Below are 17,205 nucleotides of genomic sequence, written 5' to 3' on the forward strand. Positions count from 1 at the left end.
CTATAATTCCTTAAGGTTTGTGGAACATTGCAGTTTTTACTTTTTGAACATATTGAGGAACACGGTAAACTAATATGAGTGCTTCGTATTCAAAAACTTAGAGGTTTTAGTATACACTTTCAACACGGTTTCTTCCATTATTTTTCGCTTTGTACAGTGCTTTATCAGCTTTAGAAATTATTGTTTCAATTGTATCCCCTTCTTGATACATTGCCAATCCGAAGCATGAAGTTTTATGTCCAACTTTATCAAAAGGAAATCCCTCTATAAGCTTTCTCAGCTTCTCTGCATATTGAATTAGTCCTTTTAAATCTGACTCAGGACAAATAATTAAGAACTCTTCACCTCCCCAACGTCCAACCGTATCAGACTTTCTAGCATTGTTTTGAAGTATGTTAGAAATATTAGATAAAACATAATCTCCTACTTGGTGTCCGTGTGTATCATTAACTTGTTTAAAGTGGTCAATGTCAAGTATTATTACACCTAATGAAGCTTTATACCTTTGCACTCTATCAAACTCGTATAGTAACACTTCATCTAGTTTATGTCTATTGTAGAGTCCAGTAAGCTGGTCTGTTACATAAAGTTGATTTAATTCTACATTTTTCTCTGCAAGCTCACTTGTCACAGCTTCTACAAAATGCACCAAACGAGATATTATTCGTCCATGTTTATTTAGATAAGGATCACTTGTGTCTTCAGGTACTTCTTTCTCAATTTTAGAAAGAGTGTTGTTAGAGGCTTTAACTTCTCCCTCTCTAAAACTAACTATAAGCATTGTTGAATTTAGTAGCTGTAGATTAGATGGTGTTCCAAAAAACTCCCCATATGTATAGAATCCAAATGTAGGTGCTACCTCTTGAAATGGTGCAGTTTCAAGTTCCACAAGTTCTTGCATTAAAAAGCGTCTACATCCACATGTATAGAGAAAGATTGCTTCTGGTTGGAATGTTTGTACCAACTGATGTATTTGAGCAGAATCATTAATGATTAAATCTGGATCTCCATAACCAATTCTGATTTTTTCACCCTCATTAATATCTGCAACAAACTGTATCCCTCCCTCTTCATCAACAAAAACTGGAACTCTAGCTAGCTCCTTACCATCACGCTGTAAAAGTATAGGAAACTCTAAAACATTGAGGAAAAAGTTCTCATCATTGGGAAGACCTAGATATTTATCATATACTTCAAATGCAGGACGATTGTCGATAGTTTTAACTAACATACCATCTGCTTTTGTAATAGTCATCTCCTGACTTAATGGTTTCCATCCTAGATATGTTCTGTAATCTATTTGAAGTTCTTTACCTAAGAATACAACTGCAACAGCTCCTTTTGATTTAATCCACTGCTTAGAGAATACTAATGAATTATTCATAGAAGCATAATCCCCAGCACCTCCTCCAAATATTGGATATGATGACTCAGAAGTTTTTATTCCTTCAAGAAAACTAGCTACATCTATACTTAGTGGCGTACTTAAAAGTAAAACACCTGCTATATGTTCATCAATAGTAGATATCTCACTAGCAATAACTTTACCCGTATCAAACTCTTTAGTATTATCAAACTCTTTAGAAATAACATGCAAAGTAGTAGTATCAAAAAAGCTGAACCCTATTACAGTACTACTCGTATACGTCTTTCCAAAAATCACTTCACCTACTGTTGTAGCTCCGACAATAACAGCTTGTGGTAGTTGTTTAGAAATGCTTGTAGTTACTTTTTCTATCCACTTTCCATCTGTATCAGCTGAAAAAACTTGTACTAATATTGAGGAGAAGTTAGCTTGAGCTTTTATTTCTGAAGAGTAAAGAATCTCTTCTAGCTCATTTATGTTTTTAACTGAATAAGATAGGTGCTTCATAGTATAATCTCTTTCATTTAGATAATGCTTCAAATTTTAGCATTTATATTATAAGATTTTATAGCATTAATATAAGTAAACCTACATAATTTTTAAATAAGTGTTACACTACTTGTTCTTTTAGGAGAATAGACATTACTTTACAATCCTTAAAATATATGAGATAAACAGTAAGTTCAACACAAAGGATTTATTATGAATGTAGGTTATGCAAGAGTTTCAACTTCTAGTCAAAATCTTGAGAATCAAATTGACCAACTCAAAAGTGCTGGCTGTAAAAAGATTTTTTCAGAAAAAAAGTCAGGAAAGAATGAATCGAATCGTGAACAGTTTAAGATTATGATGGATTTTATAAGAGATGGTGATGTCCTTTACATTACAAAACTTGATAGATTATCAAGGTCTGTAATAGATCTTCATAATATTGCAAAGTCTTACATCAAAACATTGATACAACATCTCCAGCAAGTAGACTGTTATTTACAATGTTAGGTGCTATTGCAGAATTTGAACGTGATTTAATAAATGAACGTGTCAAAGAAGGAATTGAAGCTGCAAAGAAAAAAGGTGTTCAGTTTGGTAGAAAAGCTATTCTTGATACTAAAGAGAAGAATGTTATATATAAGCAGCACAAAAAAGGAAAGTCTGTTGCGTGGTTATCTAAGCTTTTTCATGTAGCTCGAAATACGATTTATAGAGCAATTAAAGATGTATCCAAAAAGAAGTAGTCAACCTGACTACTTCATATGTTCAAAAATTCAAGTCTTTTTGGGAAAAGCTTTATATTACAAAAACTGCACCAAAAGTAAGAACTTGTTGAACGTTAGATTAAGATTGTTCAGTGACTTATGTCTCATAAAGTGTTAATATGTTATATTATTAGTATAACAATATATAAAAAACAAAGTAACAAATGAATGCATAAAATAATTATTTACCTTTTATTAATAACATCTTTTTTATATTCTAATAGTTTAAATAATCCAAAGCGTATTCTTATCTTACATTCGTACCACAAATCGATGAATTGGGTAAATAATATTGAACAAGCAATTTATGATACGTTAAAGCCCATTGAAAACAACTATCTAATACATACAGAATATATGGATACAAAAAGAATATTCTCACAAAGCTATTTAAATACTCTCAAAAAAACATATTATCTTAAATACAAAGATATAAAATTTGATTTAATTTTATCTAGTGATAATAATGCTTTTGATTTTCTTCGTAAGAATAGAGATGATATTTTTGGAGATGTTCCTGTGTCTTTTAGTGGAGTTAATAATTTTAAAGACTTTTCATTAAATGGACTAACAAACTTTACTGGAGCTGTAGAGATTATTGATGCAAAATTAACAATTAAAGCTGCCCTTAAAATCTTCCCTAAAACAGAAACGATTTATATTATTAATGACTATCTTACTACAGGAAAAGCCTGGACACAAACTATGAAAAGGCAATTAAAAGATTTTAAAGTAAATCTTCAATTTGCACCAAATAGTAGTCTAAGTGAGTTACAAGAAGATTTAAAGAAATTATCTAAAAATACACTTGTACTTTTAGGAGTATACTTTAAAGATAAAGATGGGACATACGTAACATATGAAAAGATAGGTAACCTTATTACTAAAAGTTCAAATGCTCCTACATTTTGTCTTTTAAAATTCAATCTAAAGGGAGATGTTCTTGGCGGAGATCTAATTAGTGGATATCAGCAAGGTAAGCTTCAATCTGAAATTGGAAAAATGATTCTGGATGGAGTATCTGCATCAGATATTCCTATAAAAAAGAAAGGAATCACTAGTTTTATATTTGATTACAAGAGTTTAAAGAAAAAAGACATTAGTCTAGATTTACTTCCTGAAAATTCATTGATTATTAATCGTCCTGTTACATTTTATGAAAAACATAAAATGATAATACAAGTTACTAGTATTGTTATTTTGGTACTTTTAATGATTATCCTATTTTTACTTTATACAATAAAACAGAAGAAAAAAGTAGAAAAAGAACTTTTAAAATCAAAAAATGAATTAAATAATGTAAATAACCAACTTGAAGAAAAAGTAAAAGAAAGAACTATATTACTTGAAAATGCATATGAAGATATTACACAATATAAGTACCTATTTGAACAAAATAGAGCTGTGATGTTATTAATAGATCCTAAGAACGGTAAAATTGTTGATGTCAATAAGGCAGCTATTGATTTTTATGGATTTTCACGTAAAGAGTTATTATCTATGAAGATTAATGATATTAATATCTTATCTAATAATGAAATTCAAAATGAGATAGAAATGGCAAATCAAGAAAAAAGAAATCATTTTTATTTTGAACATAGATTAAAAAATAATACAATAAAATCTGTTGAAGTTCTTAGTGGCCCTATTACTCTTGGAAAAAAACAACTACTTTACTCAATAATTCATGATATAACAGAGCATAAAGAACACGAAAATATTATTAATGAGCAAGCAAAACTAGCTTCAATGGGTCAGATGATTGGGAATATTGCACATCAGTGGAGGCAACCACTTTCAGTTATTTCATCTGCAAGTACAGGTATGAAACTACAATTTGAATGTGGACTATTTGAACAAAAAGATTTAGTATCTTTCTGTGATTGTATAAATGATAATGCTCAATATCTTTCAAAAACTATTAATGATTTTACAAACTTTATTAAAAATCAGGATGCTCCTTTAGCTTTTAACTTAAAAGACTGTATTGTAAATTTTTTACATTTACTAGAAGGCTCTCTTAAAAAGTATGATATTAAGATTATTTTAAATAATGAAGTAGATATTACAGTTAATGGCTACCAAAATCAATTAGTTCAGTGTCTAATTAATATTGTTAATAATGCTAAGGATGCATTACGAGATAATAATATAGAGAAAAAATATATTTTTATTTCAACTAATATTATAGATAATAACGTAGAAATTATAATAAGAGATAATGCAAATGGTATCCCAAAACAGATAATAACTAAAGTATTTGAACCATACTTTACAACTAAACATCAATCTCAGGGTACAGGTTTGGGACTTCATATTACACATGATCTTATTACATCTATGCATGGAACTGTTATAGTACGTAATGTTAAATATAAATATAATGATGAAGAATATAACGGGGCTGAATTTAAGACAACTCTTCCTATCTCCATAAATGAAATGTGATACCTGATAGTCTAAAAGATTCAGATAAAGTGGTTTTGGAACTTTCTCTAAGTTTCAAATTAAATTGTTGAACTATAATATAATGTTAATGGCTATTGGTTCCTGACACAAAACTCTAAACGACCTCAAAATTAGAATTTATTTTTTCCTTTTTGTTCTTACTTTTGATACTCTTTTTTCATTGATTTTGTAATTAAACTCTAAATACTTTTTTATCATAAACTCTGATAAATCATACATTTCATCTAGATTTGTTTTTACTTTCCAAGAGTTGATATCTTCACTTTTAGAGATATGTTTTTTTATCTCTATATTGTTTTTATTGTATATATTTAAAAGCTTTTCTGTGGGGAAGTCCTCTATTAAAGGATGATTGATAAAGGATTTTTGGTACTCTTTTTTAAAATAATGAATTAATGAAAATGCTAATAATTCTGGAATCCAAAAAGAACCTTTTGTAATTTTATTTGAAAAGAGTGACGTCAGGTATTGGTAATATACTCGCATTGGCTCTAAGTTTTTTGCAATCTTTAAAAATAGGGGTGATTGATTTTTATTTTTGAATATATATAAAAATGTTTCATTTACTACTATATTATTTTCTAAATAGTTTTTAAGATTATGTACACTTCTATTTATAAACTCTATTTCATAAGAGTTTATTGGTAAGATATTTTTTTTAGATTCATCTTTTATATCAATTTTTTCATAATCACATAATAAAGAGTGAATTATTAATAAAAGTGTATCAACTTTTAGCTTCTTTAAATTAAAAGAGTTACAGTGCTGTAAAACTAATTTTAGCTGTTCATTCTTGTCCATAAATACCCTAATTTTTATATGACTCAATTTTAGGAGAAAAATAAGAATAATTCTTCTTTTTATGTGCTAAGTATATTATCAAATAGTGCTAATTTTATAGTTTATTTTTGCTATAATACTTTATGAAAAAAGAGACACTACAAAAAAGAACAAAAATTGCAAATGATATTATGTATTATATTTATACTCATATTGATACTCATATTGATATAGAAGAGTTGAGTATAGATTTAAAAGTAAGCAAGTTTCATATGCATAGAATCTTCAAAGATGCCTTTGGAAAAAATATTTATGAAAGCATCAAATCTATTCGTCTTCAAAAAGCATCAAATCTGCTTTTAACAAATAAATATTCGACAATTTCAAATATTGTAAATCAATGTGGTTACTCTTCCCAATCCTCTTTTATAAAGAGTTTTAAACAGAGATTTGAAATGACGCCAAAAGAGTGGAGAAATACAGGTTATAAAGCCTACTCTTCAAAAATATTACAACAATCACAAAAGGCCATGCAGTCAACTGCTGACTTTTCCAATATGAAACCAACAATAGTAAAAATGCCAACTTTTGAAAGTTTTTATATTAGAAATAATGGTTACAATGCAAATATAAAAGAGGCTTGGCAGAAACTCCAAACTTGGATTTTATCAAATGATATAAAAGAGTATCAAGAAATTGCACTTTTTCATGATAACCCTACAATCACACCACTTAATGAGTGTCAATATATTGCTTGTATTGTAACTGATGATAAAGATATTAAAAGTGATAGGTTGCCAAACTTTAAGATATCAAAGGGTGTTTATGCAAAGTTTGATTTAGTAGGTAGGCAAGGAGATATTTTGAAGTTTATTCACTGGGTTTATCATGAGTGGTTACCAAAAAGTGAATATGAAACAACAACAAAACCCTCATATGTAATATACAGAAAAAACAACTTTTTAGATGAAGACAATGAGTTTGATTTGAGCTTTTATGTATCTATTAATTACTAATTATTTTAGATATTTTTTCTTTAGAGTATAAAATATATTTAGATCTTTGATTAATCTTTCAGGGTTTTGACTATGTATTACTTTATTGCAGTCAATACAAAGAACAGTTAAGTTTTCAAAATGATATGTTCCACCATCTTCTATATCTTTTATGAGAAGTAACATAGAGGTATCTAGTTTTATTGGTTTTCCACATCTATTACATTTGTAGCTATCTCTTCTTAGAACAATCTCTTTTCTTCGTAGAAGATTATTTGCAGTACTATTTTTTGGATTAGATTCTTTTTCATAACTTCCCCATAAAATATCTTTTGATACAGCTTTTTGAGTTCTTTTTATATATTCGAAGTTTATAAATTGTTCAGCAACATTTTCTAAAACCAATAGAGTTGAAAGATTGGCTGGGTTTGATTTATTAATTTTATCTATTTTTGAAAAATCAAAGTTTATTTTAGGATGGTTGTTTTTTAAGTATATTTGTAAATCTTTTAGGAAATAGGCACCATTATTTTTATTATAATAGAATTTAAATACTCTTTTTCTATAGATATAAAAAGGTAATAAAAAGGAAACTATGATTAATGAAAGAATCGTATAATCCAAGCCAAGAATCATATTAGCTCCTTTATATTATTTCGGGGTCGACGATATGTTTTTTTAAAGTATTTCTTGCTATTTCATGTTCACCAATGGCTAGGTTTTCTAACTCATTGATATGAAGTACTGGGATATTTATCTCTCTTCCAATTACTCTTTCCATGTTTTTTCTATTTGAGTCAAGTAAATAAAAATCTTGGTCATTATCAACAACTATAAAATCAGCTCCACTATCATAAGCATCAAGCATTAAGTTTGAAGTTATTTTATATGTTAATTCTGGATTTATGTGAAAAGTATCTTTTGCTAAATCTTGATCTAATGTTTGAAGATTTAATACTTTTGCTTTTAAGCTAGAGATTAAATTTGATTTTTCTTGTGAATCATCTGATTTTAAATAGGCAAAGTTAAAATCTTCAAATGAATGTTTGATTTCAGATGAGTTTTTAAAACTACCAAAATCAATTGACTTAGATGTATTAAACTTTTGCTTGTCTATTGGTTTTGAGATATTTAATTTGTTTTTTAAACTAACAATTTTATCCTCAAGAGTTTGATCAAAATTTAAAATTCTATTACTCAAGCTTGTATGGTACTCTATTCCATATTCACACTCTTTGATTCTATTTAAAATAGCTTTTTCTTTATTAGGAAATTTTTCTATTAACTGTGATGCCAATAATAGTATTGCATCTCCAATATAATCATATTCTACATTTAGAGTGTTTGAAGCATAAAAATAAGGTTTGTATGAGAGATAAAGTTCTTTAAACTCTTTATCTATTTGAGTACTTAAAATATCTGAACTAATAAACTCAGCTAAAATTGAAAGTTTAGAATTGAAGTCATCTTCATTCATAATAAAATCTTTGTTTACTCTTCTTATGCTTAATGGCTCAATTTTTATATCTGTACCAAAAGTTGTTTTGATTTGTTTGCAAGTAGTCATTACATTCATGTAAACTCCGTTTACAACAACGTAAGTTTTTTGATCATTTTCAAAAGAAAATTCATTTTCACTATTAAGTCTGTTTAAAATAGTTAAAATAGTATTGTTCTCTTCCACATTTACAAAGTGTTTAGTGTAATATGGTAAATAATCAGATTTACAATCAAATCTAAATAAAGAGATATCAAGTTTCATATTTGTACCTTAAATTTGTTTTAATTTATTTTAGTTAAATATTTCTTAATGATGTATAATTTTTAGACAATTACTACTCATTGAAGCTTTTTATATTAACACCTATATTTGACAACTTTCCTTCTAAATCTTCATATCCCCTATCTAAATGATAAATTCTATGAATATTAGTCTCTCCTACAGCAACCAAAGCTGCAAGAACCAACGCAGAACTAGCTCGTAAATCTGTAGCCATAACATCTGTACCATTCAATTTGTTAGGCGTTCCAGTTATTGAAGCAATATTTCCATTTAAATGAATATCCGCACCCATTCTAAGAAGCTCACTTACGTGCATATATCTGTTTTCAAACAGTCTCTCATCAATAGTACTTGTCCCATTTGCTTGGGTTGCTAGTGCCATAAACTGAGCTTGCATATCAGTTGGAAAACCTGGATACTCTGTTGTGATTATATTTACAGGTTTTATGTTACTACTTGGAAATATAGTAAGTTCACTTTTTTTTGTTTCAACTTTAAAGTTCATCTCTTCAAGTTTTGAAATTACAGCTTCTAAATGTAATGGCTCAACATGAGTAATTGTTAATTTAGAGTTTGTAATAGCTGCTGCACACATATATGTACCAGCTTCAATTCTATCTGGGATTATGTCAAAATCTTTAAATTCCAAAAGTTTTCCATCTGTACCCTCAATAGTTATATCAGAACTACCAATTCCTTCTATTTTTAAACCAGCATTTTTTAGAACTTCACACAGTTGTACTATCTCTGGCTCTTTTGCACTATTTATAATTTGTGTTTTTCCTTGTGCTAGTGCTGCTGCCATTATTGCATTTTCTGTTCCACCCACAGTAACTTTATCAAAAACTATTTTTGCACCCTTTAAGCCATTTGGAGCAGTTGCTTTTATATATCCAGCTTTTATTTCAATAACTGCACCCATAGCTTCCATAGCTTTTAAGTGTAAGTCAACAGGTCTTTGTCCAATAGCACAACCACCAGGAAGAGAAACTTCACAATGTCCAAATCTAGATAATAGTGGTCCTAATACCAAAATTGAAGCTCTCATTGTCTTTACAATATCGTAAGTTGCTTTTGTCTCTTTTAGGTTTTGTGTAGAGATTTTGATTTGGTTTTTTTCTTTTGAATAGTTAGCTCCTAGCATTTCTAGAAGTTTTAACATGGTATTAATATCTACAACATCAGGAAGGTTTCCAATATTTATTTCATTGCTTGCAAGTATTGTTGAAGCAAGTAGTGGTAAAGTAGCATTTTTAGCACCTGAAATTCTTATTTCTCCTTGTAGATTTTTAGAAGTTTGTAATTTTAAATATTTCATTTTGTTCCTATTGGCTTATTTCATGGTTTAAGTTATTAAAACTATTTGTTACTTATTGAAAATAACCGGATTTTAACAAAAGATTGATTAAAATTCGGTTTTTACACCTTAGGAGCAAAATGGACACAGAAACTTCACAGGGCATAAAGTTTATGCTTCTTGCATCACTTTTATTTGCTTTTATGGGAGCTTTTGCAAAAGAGTTAAGCTCTTCTATGAGTTCTGTGGAAGTGGTTTTTTTTAGAAACATATTTGGTGTAGTACTAATAACTTTCTCTTTATACAAAAAACCTATAATGCAAAAAGGTGGTAAGCCATGGCTACTATTTTTTAGAGGTTTTGTAGGATTTGCTGCACTATTAATGTTTTTTTACAATATTTCAAATATCTCTTTAGCACAAGCAATGACATTCTCAAAAACTTCTACAATCTTTACTGCACTATTTGCATATATTTTTATAAAAGAAAAACTAGGCTTAAAGGGATGGATTGGGATTTTTATAGGTTTTATAGGAATAGTTTTTATTACAAAGTTTGATGGTGGAACACTAGAAAAAACAGATTGGCTTGGTATTTTGACAGGAGTTGGAGCAGGACTTGCTTATACATCAGTTCGAGAGTTAAGAACATACTATGATACTAGGGTAATTGTATTATCTTTTATGACCATTGGCTCAATTGGTCCTGCTATTTTGATGTTTATAGGAAGTTTTTATACAAACGATACTTTTGATTTTTTATTTGGAGAGTTTACTGTTCCTAGTTTAAGTAATTGGCTCTTTATAATACTTATGGGAACTACTGCAACTTTTGCACAGATTTTTATGACAAAAGCCTATGCAAGTGCAAAAGCTGGGATTGTTGGAACTATTTCTTATAGTACTTTAATTTTTGCAATTGCACTTGGAATGATACTAGGGGATAAATTCCCAGATATTTGGATAATATTAGGTATAATTTTAATTGTTATTAGTGGAGTTTTAGCTTCAAGTAAAAATAAGGAATAGATGTGGATTGGGATTTAGAGCTTACGATAATAGAGTGGAGTATATTTTGGATAGTAATAATTGCTTGGTATGTACATGATAGATATGTACAAAGAGATCATCAGTTATTAGTTAATTATCCAATAATTGGACGTTTAAGATATGTATTTGAAGAGGCAAGAGAACCATTTAGACAATATTTTGGTGATGAAAAGTTTTATGAATCAAAAGATAAGTTAGATTGGCTTAATAAAGCTTGTAGAGACTTGCCAAATTATGCTTCATTTTCTCCAAGTCAACCACTACCAAATCCAAAATTTATGATAAGACATGCGAATATTGTTTTAAATGATGATGAAGTAGATGGAAAATTCGAAGTTACTTTTGGAGCAAAAAGAAAAAAACCATATACAGCAAAGACAATAATTGGTAGGTCTGCTATGAGTGATGGTTCTATCTCTCCTGAGGGAACAAGAGCCTTTGTAAAAGGTGCATATGATGGTGGTTTTCCAATAAACTCAGGTGAGGGTGGAATAACATCAAACTTTTTTGTTACCCATCAAGACTATAAAGCTGACTATATGAAAGTAATACATGGTACAAATTTTGAAAAAAAGATAAAAGATATTGTACAGTTCTTTTTTAATGGAGCCATGGCTGCTGATGTTTATAGAAAGTTGGTTTTTGGGAAAGATTTGGAAGCCGAAACTTATGTATTTGATTTAAAGTCAAAACTTTTTCATAGGGTAAATTGGGATGCACCAATTGAGAGTTTTCCAGAAGATGTTCCTGAAGATATGCCTGATATTACATTTCAAATAAGTTCAGGTCTATATGGAGCTAGAGATAAAGATGGTAAGTTTGATCCTGTAAGATACTCAAAAGTTATGAAGTTTTGTCGTATGACAGAGATAAAGATGGCGCAAGGAGCTAAACAAACTGGTGGAAAGTTAGCTGGTCATAAAGTAACTCCTGCAATTGCTTATTATAGAAATGTTCAAGCATACAATGATGTTTTTTCACCTAATAGATTTCCATATGCAAACACAATTGAAGAACTTTTTGATTTTATAGGAGAACTTCATAAATTATCTGATAAACCAGTTGGTATTAAAATTGTAATTTCAGATTTAGAAAATATAGAGCCATATGCAAAAGAGATTAAAAAAAGAGTAGATGCAGGAAATGATGCCGTTCCTGATTTCATATCAATTGATGGAGGTAGTGGTGGAAGTGCAACTGCTCCAATTGAGATGATGGAAAGGGTTGGTCTTGATATAAGAGATTCAATCTATTTAGTTGATAAGGTTTTAAAAGAGTTTGGAGTTAGAGATGAGGTTAAACTTATTGCTAGTGGAAAAGTATTAACACCTGACGATATTATTATTCTTATGTCAATAGGGGCTGATTTTATTCAAATAGCACGTGGATTTATGATGAGTGCAGGATGTATAAGAGCTAGATATTGTTCTGGTACTACAGGGCATGATTGTCCAGTTGGACTTGCTACTCAAAATAAATCAAAAAGAAAAAAATATTTTGTGCATAAACAAGCTAAGAAAGTAAGTAACTACCATAAAAACTTATTAAAAAGTGTAAAGGGTATGTTAGCAATTATGGGACTTAAGAGTATTGAACAACTAAATATACATAGACTTATATTTGTTGATAAAGATGCAAAAGTTTATGATAATATTGATGACGTATTTAAAAGAAAACTAAAAATTGGAAGAGATATGGAGGATGAGTATCATGAATCTAGATAAAGTTATTTCCGGATTTTTTATAATTTTAGCGATGACAGTAAACTTTGGTTTTGTTTATGGTGATTTGGATACATTAGCCCATCATAGTAAATATGAACTTTTTGCTGCTATTGTAATAAATGTAATTGCAACAGTACTTAAACTTGGAGATAGAACACAGGTTGGTTCTGTTCTTTTAGCAACTTCTCTTGTAGCTGATATTCAGTTAATAGCAGCCGCAACAGTTTGGACAATAGCAACTTATGCAAGTGTTGTTGATTCTGAAATTATAACAACTGTAATTTCACTTTCAGCTGGGGCATTGTTAGCAAATGTTGTTTCTGTTTTGTTATATGTTGGAGATACATTAAAATCAAGACGTTAGTAAAAGCGTTTTTAAAAATAGGTTAGGTTGAGTTTTGTCAAATAGTACATTGTGGATAGTTCTTCTTAGAATGAGAATGCCTTTTATAGTAATAATAGTTACATATACTATTGCTATATTAGGTCTTTTATTAATAGATGGGATGGATGATAAAGGTAATATTTATCATATGACTATTTTTGATGCTTTTTATTTTATTACTTATACCGCAACTACAATTGGCTTTGGCGAAAGTCCCTATGCTTTTACTTATCCTCAAAAACTTTGGGTTAGTTTTTCTATTTATCTTACTGTTCTTGGGTGGTTTTATGGTATTGGAACCCTTGTATCTTTAGTACAAGATAAGCTTCTTTTGGAGGAGTTAAGAAGAGCTAAATTTAAAAGAAATGTTAAAACTTTAAGACAAGGTTTTATTATTGTTTTGGGTTATAACTCTATTACTTCTGCAATAATAAAAAAAGCCTTAGAATTTGATATAAGAACAGTAGTTATTGAATCAGATGAAAGTAGGGTAAATGAACTACTTTTAGAAAATTATACCCCCTATGTTCCAATTTTACTCTCTGAAGCAAACTCACCAAAAGTTTTAGAAAATGCAGGAATAACAAAAAGTCATTGTAGAGGTTTAGTATCTCTTTTTAGTGATGATAAGTTAAATCTAAAAATAGCTGTTATGGCAAAACTATTAAACAAAAATCTAAAGCTTGTAGTAAAAGCAACAACAGTAAATCAAGCTGAAAACTTAACCGATCTTGGAGTTGATATTATTGCAAATCCATTTTCAATTATCTCAAAAGAGATAGATGTTGCATTTAAAGCACCAAATATACTTAAACTAGAAAAATGGATTTATAAAATAGATACTTTAAATGGACATACACCTAGATTTCCAGTTGGTAAGTATATAATTTGTGGTTTTGGTCGTATGGGAAGTTATCTTCATAGAAGACTAAGTGACAATGGCATAGAACTTGTTTTTATAGAGTTAGATGAAAATAAACTAATAAACTATAAAGCAGACAGTGTCTCTAAAATAATCATTGGTGATGCTGATGATAAAGAGATGTTAACAAGAGCAGGTATTAGTGAAAGTGTTGCGATAATTGCTGCAACAAATGATGATACAACAAACTTATCTATTTTAAGTAGTGCTAAAAGATTAAATCCAAAAATCATGACAATAGCAAGGGAGAATGACCTTGGGCATGTCTCTATGTTTGAAAATTCTAAAATTGATCATGTATTTTTACCTGCAAATATTTTAATAAACAAAACTACAAATGCTCTAATAAATCCACTCTCAAATATTTTTATACAAGAGATGATAAACAAAGATGAAACTTGGGCTTCCAATCTAGTGGCAAGACTTACACAAACCATAGATGAAGCTCCTTTATTAGAAGAAGTAGATATAAATATTTATGATTCACCAGAAATTTACAAGCACCTAGATAGTGGAGAAGAGTTGAAATTAGAGATATTTAGAACCTCTTTGCATAACCGAGAATTAAACAATAATGTAGTACCCTTAGTCTTAATAAGAGGTGATGAAAAGTACCTAATTCCTGAATGGGATATGAACTTACAGAAAAAGGATAAAGTCCTTTTTGCTTGTGATGAATATGCAAGATATGATATGCAATATATCGCACAAAATATTTATGAGTTTTATTATGCCCATAGTGGAAAAGAGAAAAGAACAATTTTGAAAAGGATATTTAAGTGAAAGTTTTAGCTGGGCCTTGTGTTTTAGAAGATAGAGATACAGTATTTAGAATAGCTGAGAAATTGAAGCCTTTAAGTGAAGATAAAAGAGTTGACTTTTATTTTAAAGCTTCATTTGATAAAGCAAATAGAACAAGTTTGGAGTCATATAGAGGACCTGGACTTGATGACGGATTGAAGCTTTTTGAAGAGATTAAAAAAGAGTTTGGATATAAGTTAATAACAGATATTCATGAGTCACATCAAGCTGCTCCTGCTGCGGAAGTTATGGATATCCTACAAATACCTGCATTTTTATGTAGACAGACTGATTTACTTGTAGCTGCTGCAAAAACATCATGTATAATCAATGTAAAAAAAGGTCAGTTTCTAGCCGCTGATGCAATGAAACATCCAATTGAAAAGATTCTAAAAACTAGAGGAGTTGATGAGGTTAATTATCAAAACTCACTAGACAAAAATGTATGGCTTTGTGAAAGAGGAAATACCTTTGGATATGGAGCACTAGTAGTTGATATGAGAAACTTACTTCTTATGAAAGAGTATGCACCAGTGATTTTTGATGCAACACATTCTGTGCAAATACCAAGTACGGGAGGAACTACTGGTGGAAACTCTGCTTTTGTTCCTTCTATGGCAAAAGCAGCAGCTGCTGTTGGAGTGGATGGCTTCTTTTTTGAAACGCATACTGACCCAAGTGTTGCAAAAAGTGATGGTCCAAATATGTTAAAAGTCGAAGATTTATATAAAACTATAAATGAGATTTTTGCAATCCAAGAGGCTTTAGGATATAATTAGCCCCTTATATAAAATTTTCGGAGAAATTTAAATGAATATTATTGAAGGTAAATTAAGACTTGACGGTAGCGAAAAAGTTCTTATTATAAATGGAAGATTTAATCATATTATTACTGATAGATTAGTTGAAGGTGCAAAAGATGCCTTTGTTAGACATGGTGGAAACGAATCAAACCTTGATTTAGTTTTAGTTCCTGGTGCATTTGAGATTCCTTTTGCTCTTGAAAAAGCACTGGCTTCTGACAAATATGATGCTGTTTGTTGTGTAGGTGCAGTTATAAGAGGGGCAACTCCTCATTTTGATTATATCTCTGCTGAGGCTACAAAAGGTATCGCAACTGTTGGTATCAAATCAGGTAAACCTGTTGCAAATGGTGTTTTAACAACTGATACTATCGAGCAAGCAATAGAGCGAGCTGGAAGTAAAGCTGGAAACAAAGGTGCTGAAGCTATGATTACTATCATTGAGATGTTAGATTTATATAAAGAGATGGGAAAATAGATTGGCAACAAGAACACAAGCAAGAGAGTCTGTAATAGGCCTTTTATATGCATATGATTTAGGAAATGAAGGTATTGTAAAATTCGTTGATGAGATTCTTGAAGATAAAAAAATAAGAAATAAGCAAAAAGAGTTTGCACTAAATTTATTTAATGGTGTAGTAAATAACTATACAGTTATTAATGAACATATTATTTCCCACCTTAATCAAGGGACTATTAAAGATATTGGTTCTGTTGAAAAATCTATTTTAAGACTTGCTATTTATGAAATACTATATGAATCACTTGATAGAGCTATTATAATAAATGAAGCAATTGAATTATCAAAAAGATTAGCAAGTGATGGTGCACCAAAATTTATAAATGGTGTACTTGATAAAGTTACTAAGGAAGCCTAATGAAACTTTGTATTTCTCTGGATTTGCCAAGTTCACATGAAAACCTTGCTTTAGCAAAAGAAGTAAAAGATTTTGATGTATGGTTAAAAGTAGGGTTTAGGTCATATATAAGAGATGGTAAAGAGTTTTTAGAAGATTTAAAAGCTTTAAATCCCAATTTCAAGATTTTTTTGGATTTGAAACTTTATGATATACCAAATACTATGGCAGATGCAGCAGAAGAGATATCAAACTTTGGACTTGTAGATATGTTTAATGTCCATGCAAGTGCTGGAGTAGATGCAATGCATACAGTAATGCAAAGAATTAAAGATATCCCAAATAGACCTTTAGTTTTGGCCGTTACAGCTCTTACTTCTTTTGACAATGCAAGTTTCATGGCTATTTATAATGAAACAATATCAACAAAAGCGATTAAGTTTGCAAAAGATACTTTCAATTCAGGTGTTGATGGTGTTGTTTGTTCTGTCTTTGAAAGTTTAGATATTAAAAAGAATACTTCTGATAACTTTATTACCCTTTGTCCTGGAATTAGACCTTTTGGAGAAGAAGTAGGAGATCAAAAAAGAGTAGCAGATATTCCATTTGCAAAAGAAAACTCAGTTGATTTTATAGTAGTTGGAAGACCAATATATAAAGATACTAACCCTAAAGATGTAGTTAAAAAAATTTTAGAAAATATTTAAATCTTTTCAAT

General features: G+C 29.6%; 15 protein-coding genes and 1 pseudogene. 11 read left to right on the forward strand and 5 right to left on the reverse strand.

Annotated features, from left to right (window positions below; all coding sequences use genetic code 11):
* Window positions 1-106: 106 nt before the first annotated feature.
* Entirely contained in the window at window positions 107-1,873 is a 1,767-nt protein-coding gene (locus Q0617_RS08515) for a GGDEF domain-containing protein (protein ID WP_298752435.1), read from the reverse strand.
* Between the two features lie 195 nt (window positions 1,874-2,068).
* Here Q0617_RS08515 and Q0617_RS08520 point away from each other — a divergent pair.
* Both Q0617_RS08520 and Q0617_RS08525 read left to right on the forward strand, forming a co-directional pair.
* A pseudogene (locus Q0617_RS08520) lies at window positions 2,069-2,601 on the forward strand (recombinase family protein).
* Window positions 2,602-2,895: 294 nt separating this feature from the next.
* Window positions 2,896-5,070 carry a PAS domain-containing sensor histidine kinase gene (locus Q0617_RS08525; RefSeq protein ID WP_298752437.1) on the forward strand — a complete coding sequence of 725 codons (2,175 nt, stop codon included), beginning with the start codon at window positions 2,896-2,898 and terminating at the stop codon, window positions 5,068-5,070.
* 138 nt (window positions 5,071-5,208) lie between these two features.
* Here the strand turns inward: Q0617_RS08525 and Q0617_RS08530 are convergent, their stop codons facing one another.
* Window positions 5,209-5,892: a hypothetical protein gene (locus Q0617_RS08530; protein ID WP_298752439.1), complete on the reverse strand. Its 684-nt coding sequence runs from the start codon at window positions 5,890-5,892 to the stop codon at window positions 5,209-5,211.
* A gap of 122 nt (window positions 5,893-6,014) precedes the next feature.
* Here Q0617_RS08530 and Q0617_RS08535 point away from each other — a divergent pair, with 122 nt between their 5' ends.
* A complete protein-coding gene (locus Q0617_RS08535) occupies window positions 6,015-6,887 on the forward strand; it encodes a GyrI-like domain-containing protein (protein ID WP_298752441.1) in 873 nt (290 codons plus the stop codon).
* Here Q0617_RS08535 and Q0617_RS08540 read toward each other — a convergent pair whose 3' ends face one another.
* The 3 genes from Q0617_RS08540 to murA all read right to left on the reverse strand — a co-directional run bounded on the left by Q0617_RS08540 (window position 6,888) and on the right by murA (window position 9,967).
* On the reverse strand, window positions 6,888-7,502 hold the full coding sequence (locus Q0617_RS08540; protein ID WP_298752443.1) for an HNH endonuclease signature motif containing protein: 615 nt from the start codon (window positions 7,500-7,502) through the stop codon (window positions 6,888-6,890).
* A gap of 10 nt (window positions 7,503-7,512) precedes the next feature.
* Window positions 7,513-8,628: a DUF5644 domain-containing protein gene (locus Q0617_RS08545; protein ID WP_298752446.1), complete on the reverse strand. Its 1,116-nt coding sequence runs from the start codon at window positions 8,626-8,628 to the stop codon at window positions 7,513-7,515.
* 73 nt (window positions 8,629-8,701) lie between these two features.
* Window positions 8,702-9,967 (reverse strand): UDP-N-acetylglucosamine 1-carboxyvinyltransferase, encoded by a 1,266-nt coding sequence (gene murA / locus Q0617_RS08550; protein WP_298752448.1) that lies wholly within the window; start codon window positions 9,965-9,967, stop codon window positions 8,702-8,704.
* Between the two features lie 119 nt (window positions 9,968-10,086).
* On the opposite strand from murA, the gene Q0617_RS08555 reads away from it, so the two are divergent.
* The 8 genes from Q0617_RS08555 to pyrF are packed head-to-tail and all read left to right on the forward strand — an operon-like array spanning window position 10,087 to window position 17,194.
* Window positions 10,087-10,974 carry a DMT family transporter gene (locus tag Q0617_RS08555; protein ID WP_298752450.1) on the forward strand — a complete coding sequence of 296 codons (888 nt, stop codon included), beginning with the start codon at window positions 10,087-10,089 and terminating at the stop codon, window positions 10,972-10,974.
* A 2-nt stretch (window positions 10,975-10,976) separates the two neighbouring features.
* Window positions 10,977-12,719, forward strand: a complete 1,743-nt coding sequence (locus Q0617_RS08560) for an FMN-binding glutamate synthase family protein (protein ID WP_298752452.1) — start codon at window positions 10,977-10,979, stop codon at window positions 12,717-12,719.
* Window positions 12,706-13,083, forward strand: a complete 378-nt coding sequence (locus tag Q0617_RS08565) for a DUF6394 family protein (RefSeq protein WP_298752454.1) — start codon at window positions 12,706-12,708, stop codon at window positions 13,081-13,083. The genes Q0617_RS08560 and Q0617_RS08565 overlap by 14 nt, the downstream gene beginning before the upstream one ends.
* Before the next feature lie 34 nt (window positions 13,084-13,117).
* Window positions 13,118-14,809, forward strand: a complete 1,692-nt coding sequence (locus tag Q0617_RS08570; RefSeq protein WP_298752456.1) for an NAD(P)-binding protein — start codon at window positions 13,118-13,120, stop codon at window positions 14,807-14,809.
* Window positions 14,806-15,606, forward strand: a complete 801-nt coding sequence (gene kdsA / locus Q0617_RS08575; protein WP_298752458.1) for a 3-deoxy-8-phosphooctulonate synthase — start codon at window positions 14,806-14,808, stop codon at window positions 15,604-15,606. The genes Q0617_RS08570 and kdsA overlap by 4 nt, the downstream gene beginning before the upstream one ends.
* 31 nt (window positions 15,607-15,637) lie before the next feature.
* Window positions 15,638-16,108 carry a 6,7-dimethyl-8-ribityllumazine synthase gene (gene ribH, locus Q0617_RS08580; RefSeq protein WP_298752461.1) on the forward strand — a complete coding sequence of 157 codons (471 nt, stop codon included), beginning with the start codon at window positions 15,638-15,640 and terminating at the stop codon, window positions 16,106-16,108.
* A gap of 1 nt (window position 16,109) precedes the next feature.
* Entirely contained in the window at window positions 16,110-16,508 is a 399-nt protein-coding gene (gene nusB / locus Q0617_RS08585) for a transcription antitermination factor NusB (RefSeq protein ID WP_298752463.1), read from the forward strand.
* Window positions 16,508-17,194: an orotidine-5'-phosphate decarboxylase gene (gene pyrF, locus Q0617_RS08590; RefSeq protein WP_298752465.1), complete on the forward strand. Its 687-nt coding sequence runs from the start codon at window positions 16,508-16,510 to the stop codon at window positions 17,192-17,194. Before nusB ends, pyrF begins: the two co-directional genes overlap by 1 nt.
* Window positions 17,195-17,205: the final 11 nt, after the last annotated feature.

The organism is uncultured Arcobacter sp. (assembly GCF_937982575.1).
Classification (GTDB): Bacteria; Campylobacterota; Campylobacteria; order Campylobacterales; family Arcobacteraceae; genus Arcobacter.

Excerpts from the sequence above, each read along its gene's own strand:
- Q0617_RS08515 (WP_298752435.1), bottom strand. The coding sequence starts at position 1,873 with ATGAAGCACCTATCTTATTCAGTTAAAAACATAAATGAGCTAGAAGAG.
- Q0617_RS08525 (WP_298752437.1), top strand. The coding sequence starts at position 2,896 with ATGAATTGGGTAAATAATATTGAACAAGCAATTTATGATACGTTAAAG.
- Q0617_RS08530 (WP_298752439.1), bottom strand. The coding sequence starts at position 5,892 with ATGGACAAGAATGAACAGCTAAAATTAGTTTTACAGCACTGTAACTCT.
- Q0617_RS08535 (WP_298752441.1), top strand. The coding sequence starts at position 6,015 with ATGAAAAAAGAGACACTACAAAAAAGAACAAAAATTGCAAATGATATT.
- Q0617_RS08540 (WP_298752443.1), bottom strand. The coding sequence starts at position 7,502 with ATGATTCTTGGCTTGGATTATACGATTCTTTCATTAATCATAGTTTCC.
- Q0617_RS08545 (WP_298752446.1), bottom strand. The coding sequence starts at position 8,628 with ATGAAACTTGATATCTCTTTATTTAGATTTGATTGTAAATCTGATTAT.
- murA (WP_298752448.1), bottom strand. The coding sequence starts at position 9,967 with ATGAAATATTTAAAATTACAAACTTCTAAAAATCTACAAGGAGAAATA.
- Q0617_RS08555 (WP_298752450.1), top strand. The coding sequence starts at position 10,087 with ATGGACACAGAAACTTCACAGGGCATAAAGTTTATGCTTCTTGCATCA.
- Q0617_RS08565 (WP_298752454.1), top strand. The coding sequence starts at position 12,706 with ATGAATCTAGATAAAGTTATTTCCGGATTTTTTATAATTTTAGCGATG.
- ribH (WP_298752461.1), top strand. The coding sequence starts at position 15,638 with ATGAATATTATTGAAGGTAAATTAAGACTTGACGGTAGCGAAAAAGTT.
- pyrF (WP_298752465.1), top strand. The coding sequence starts at position 16,508 with ATGAAACTTTGTATTTCTCTGGATTTGCCAAGTTCACATGAAAACCTT.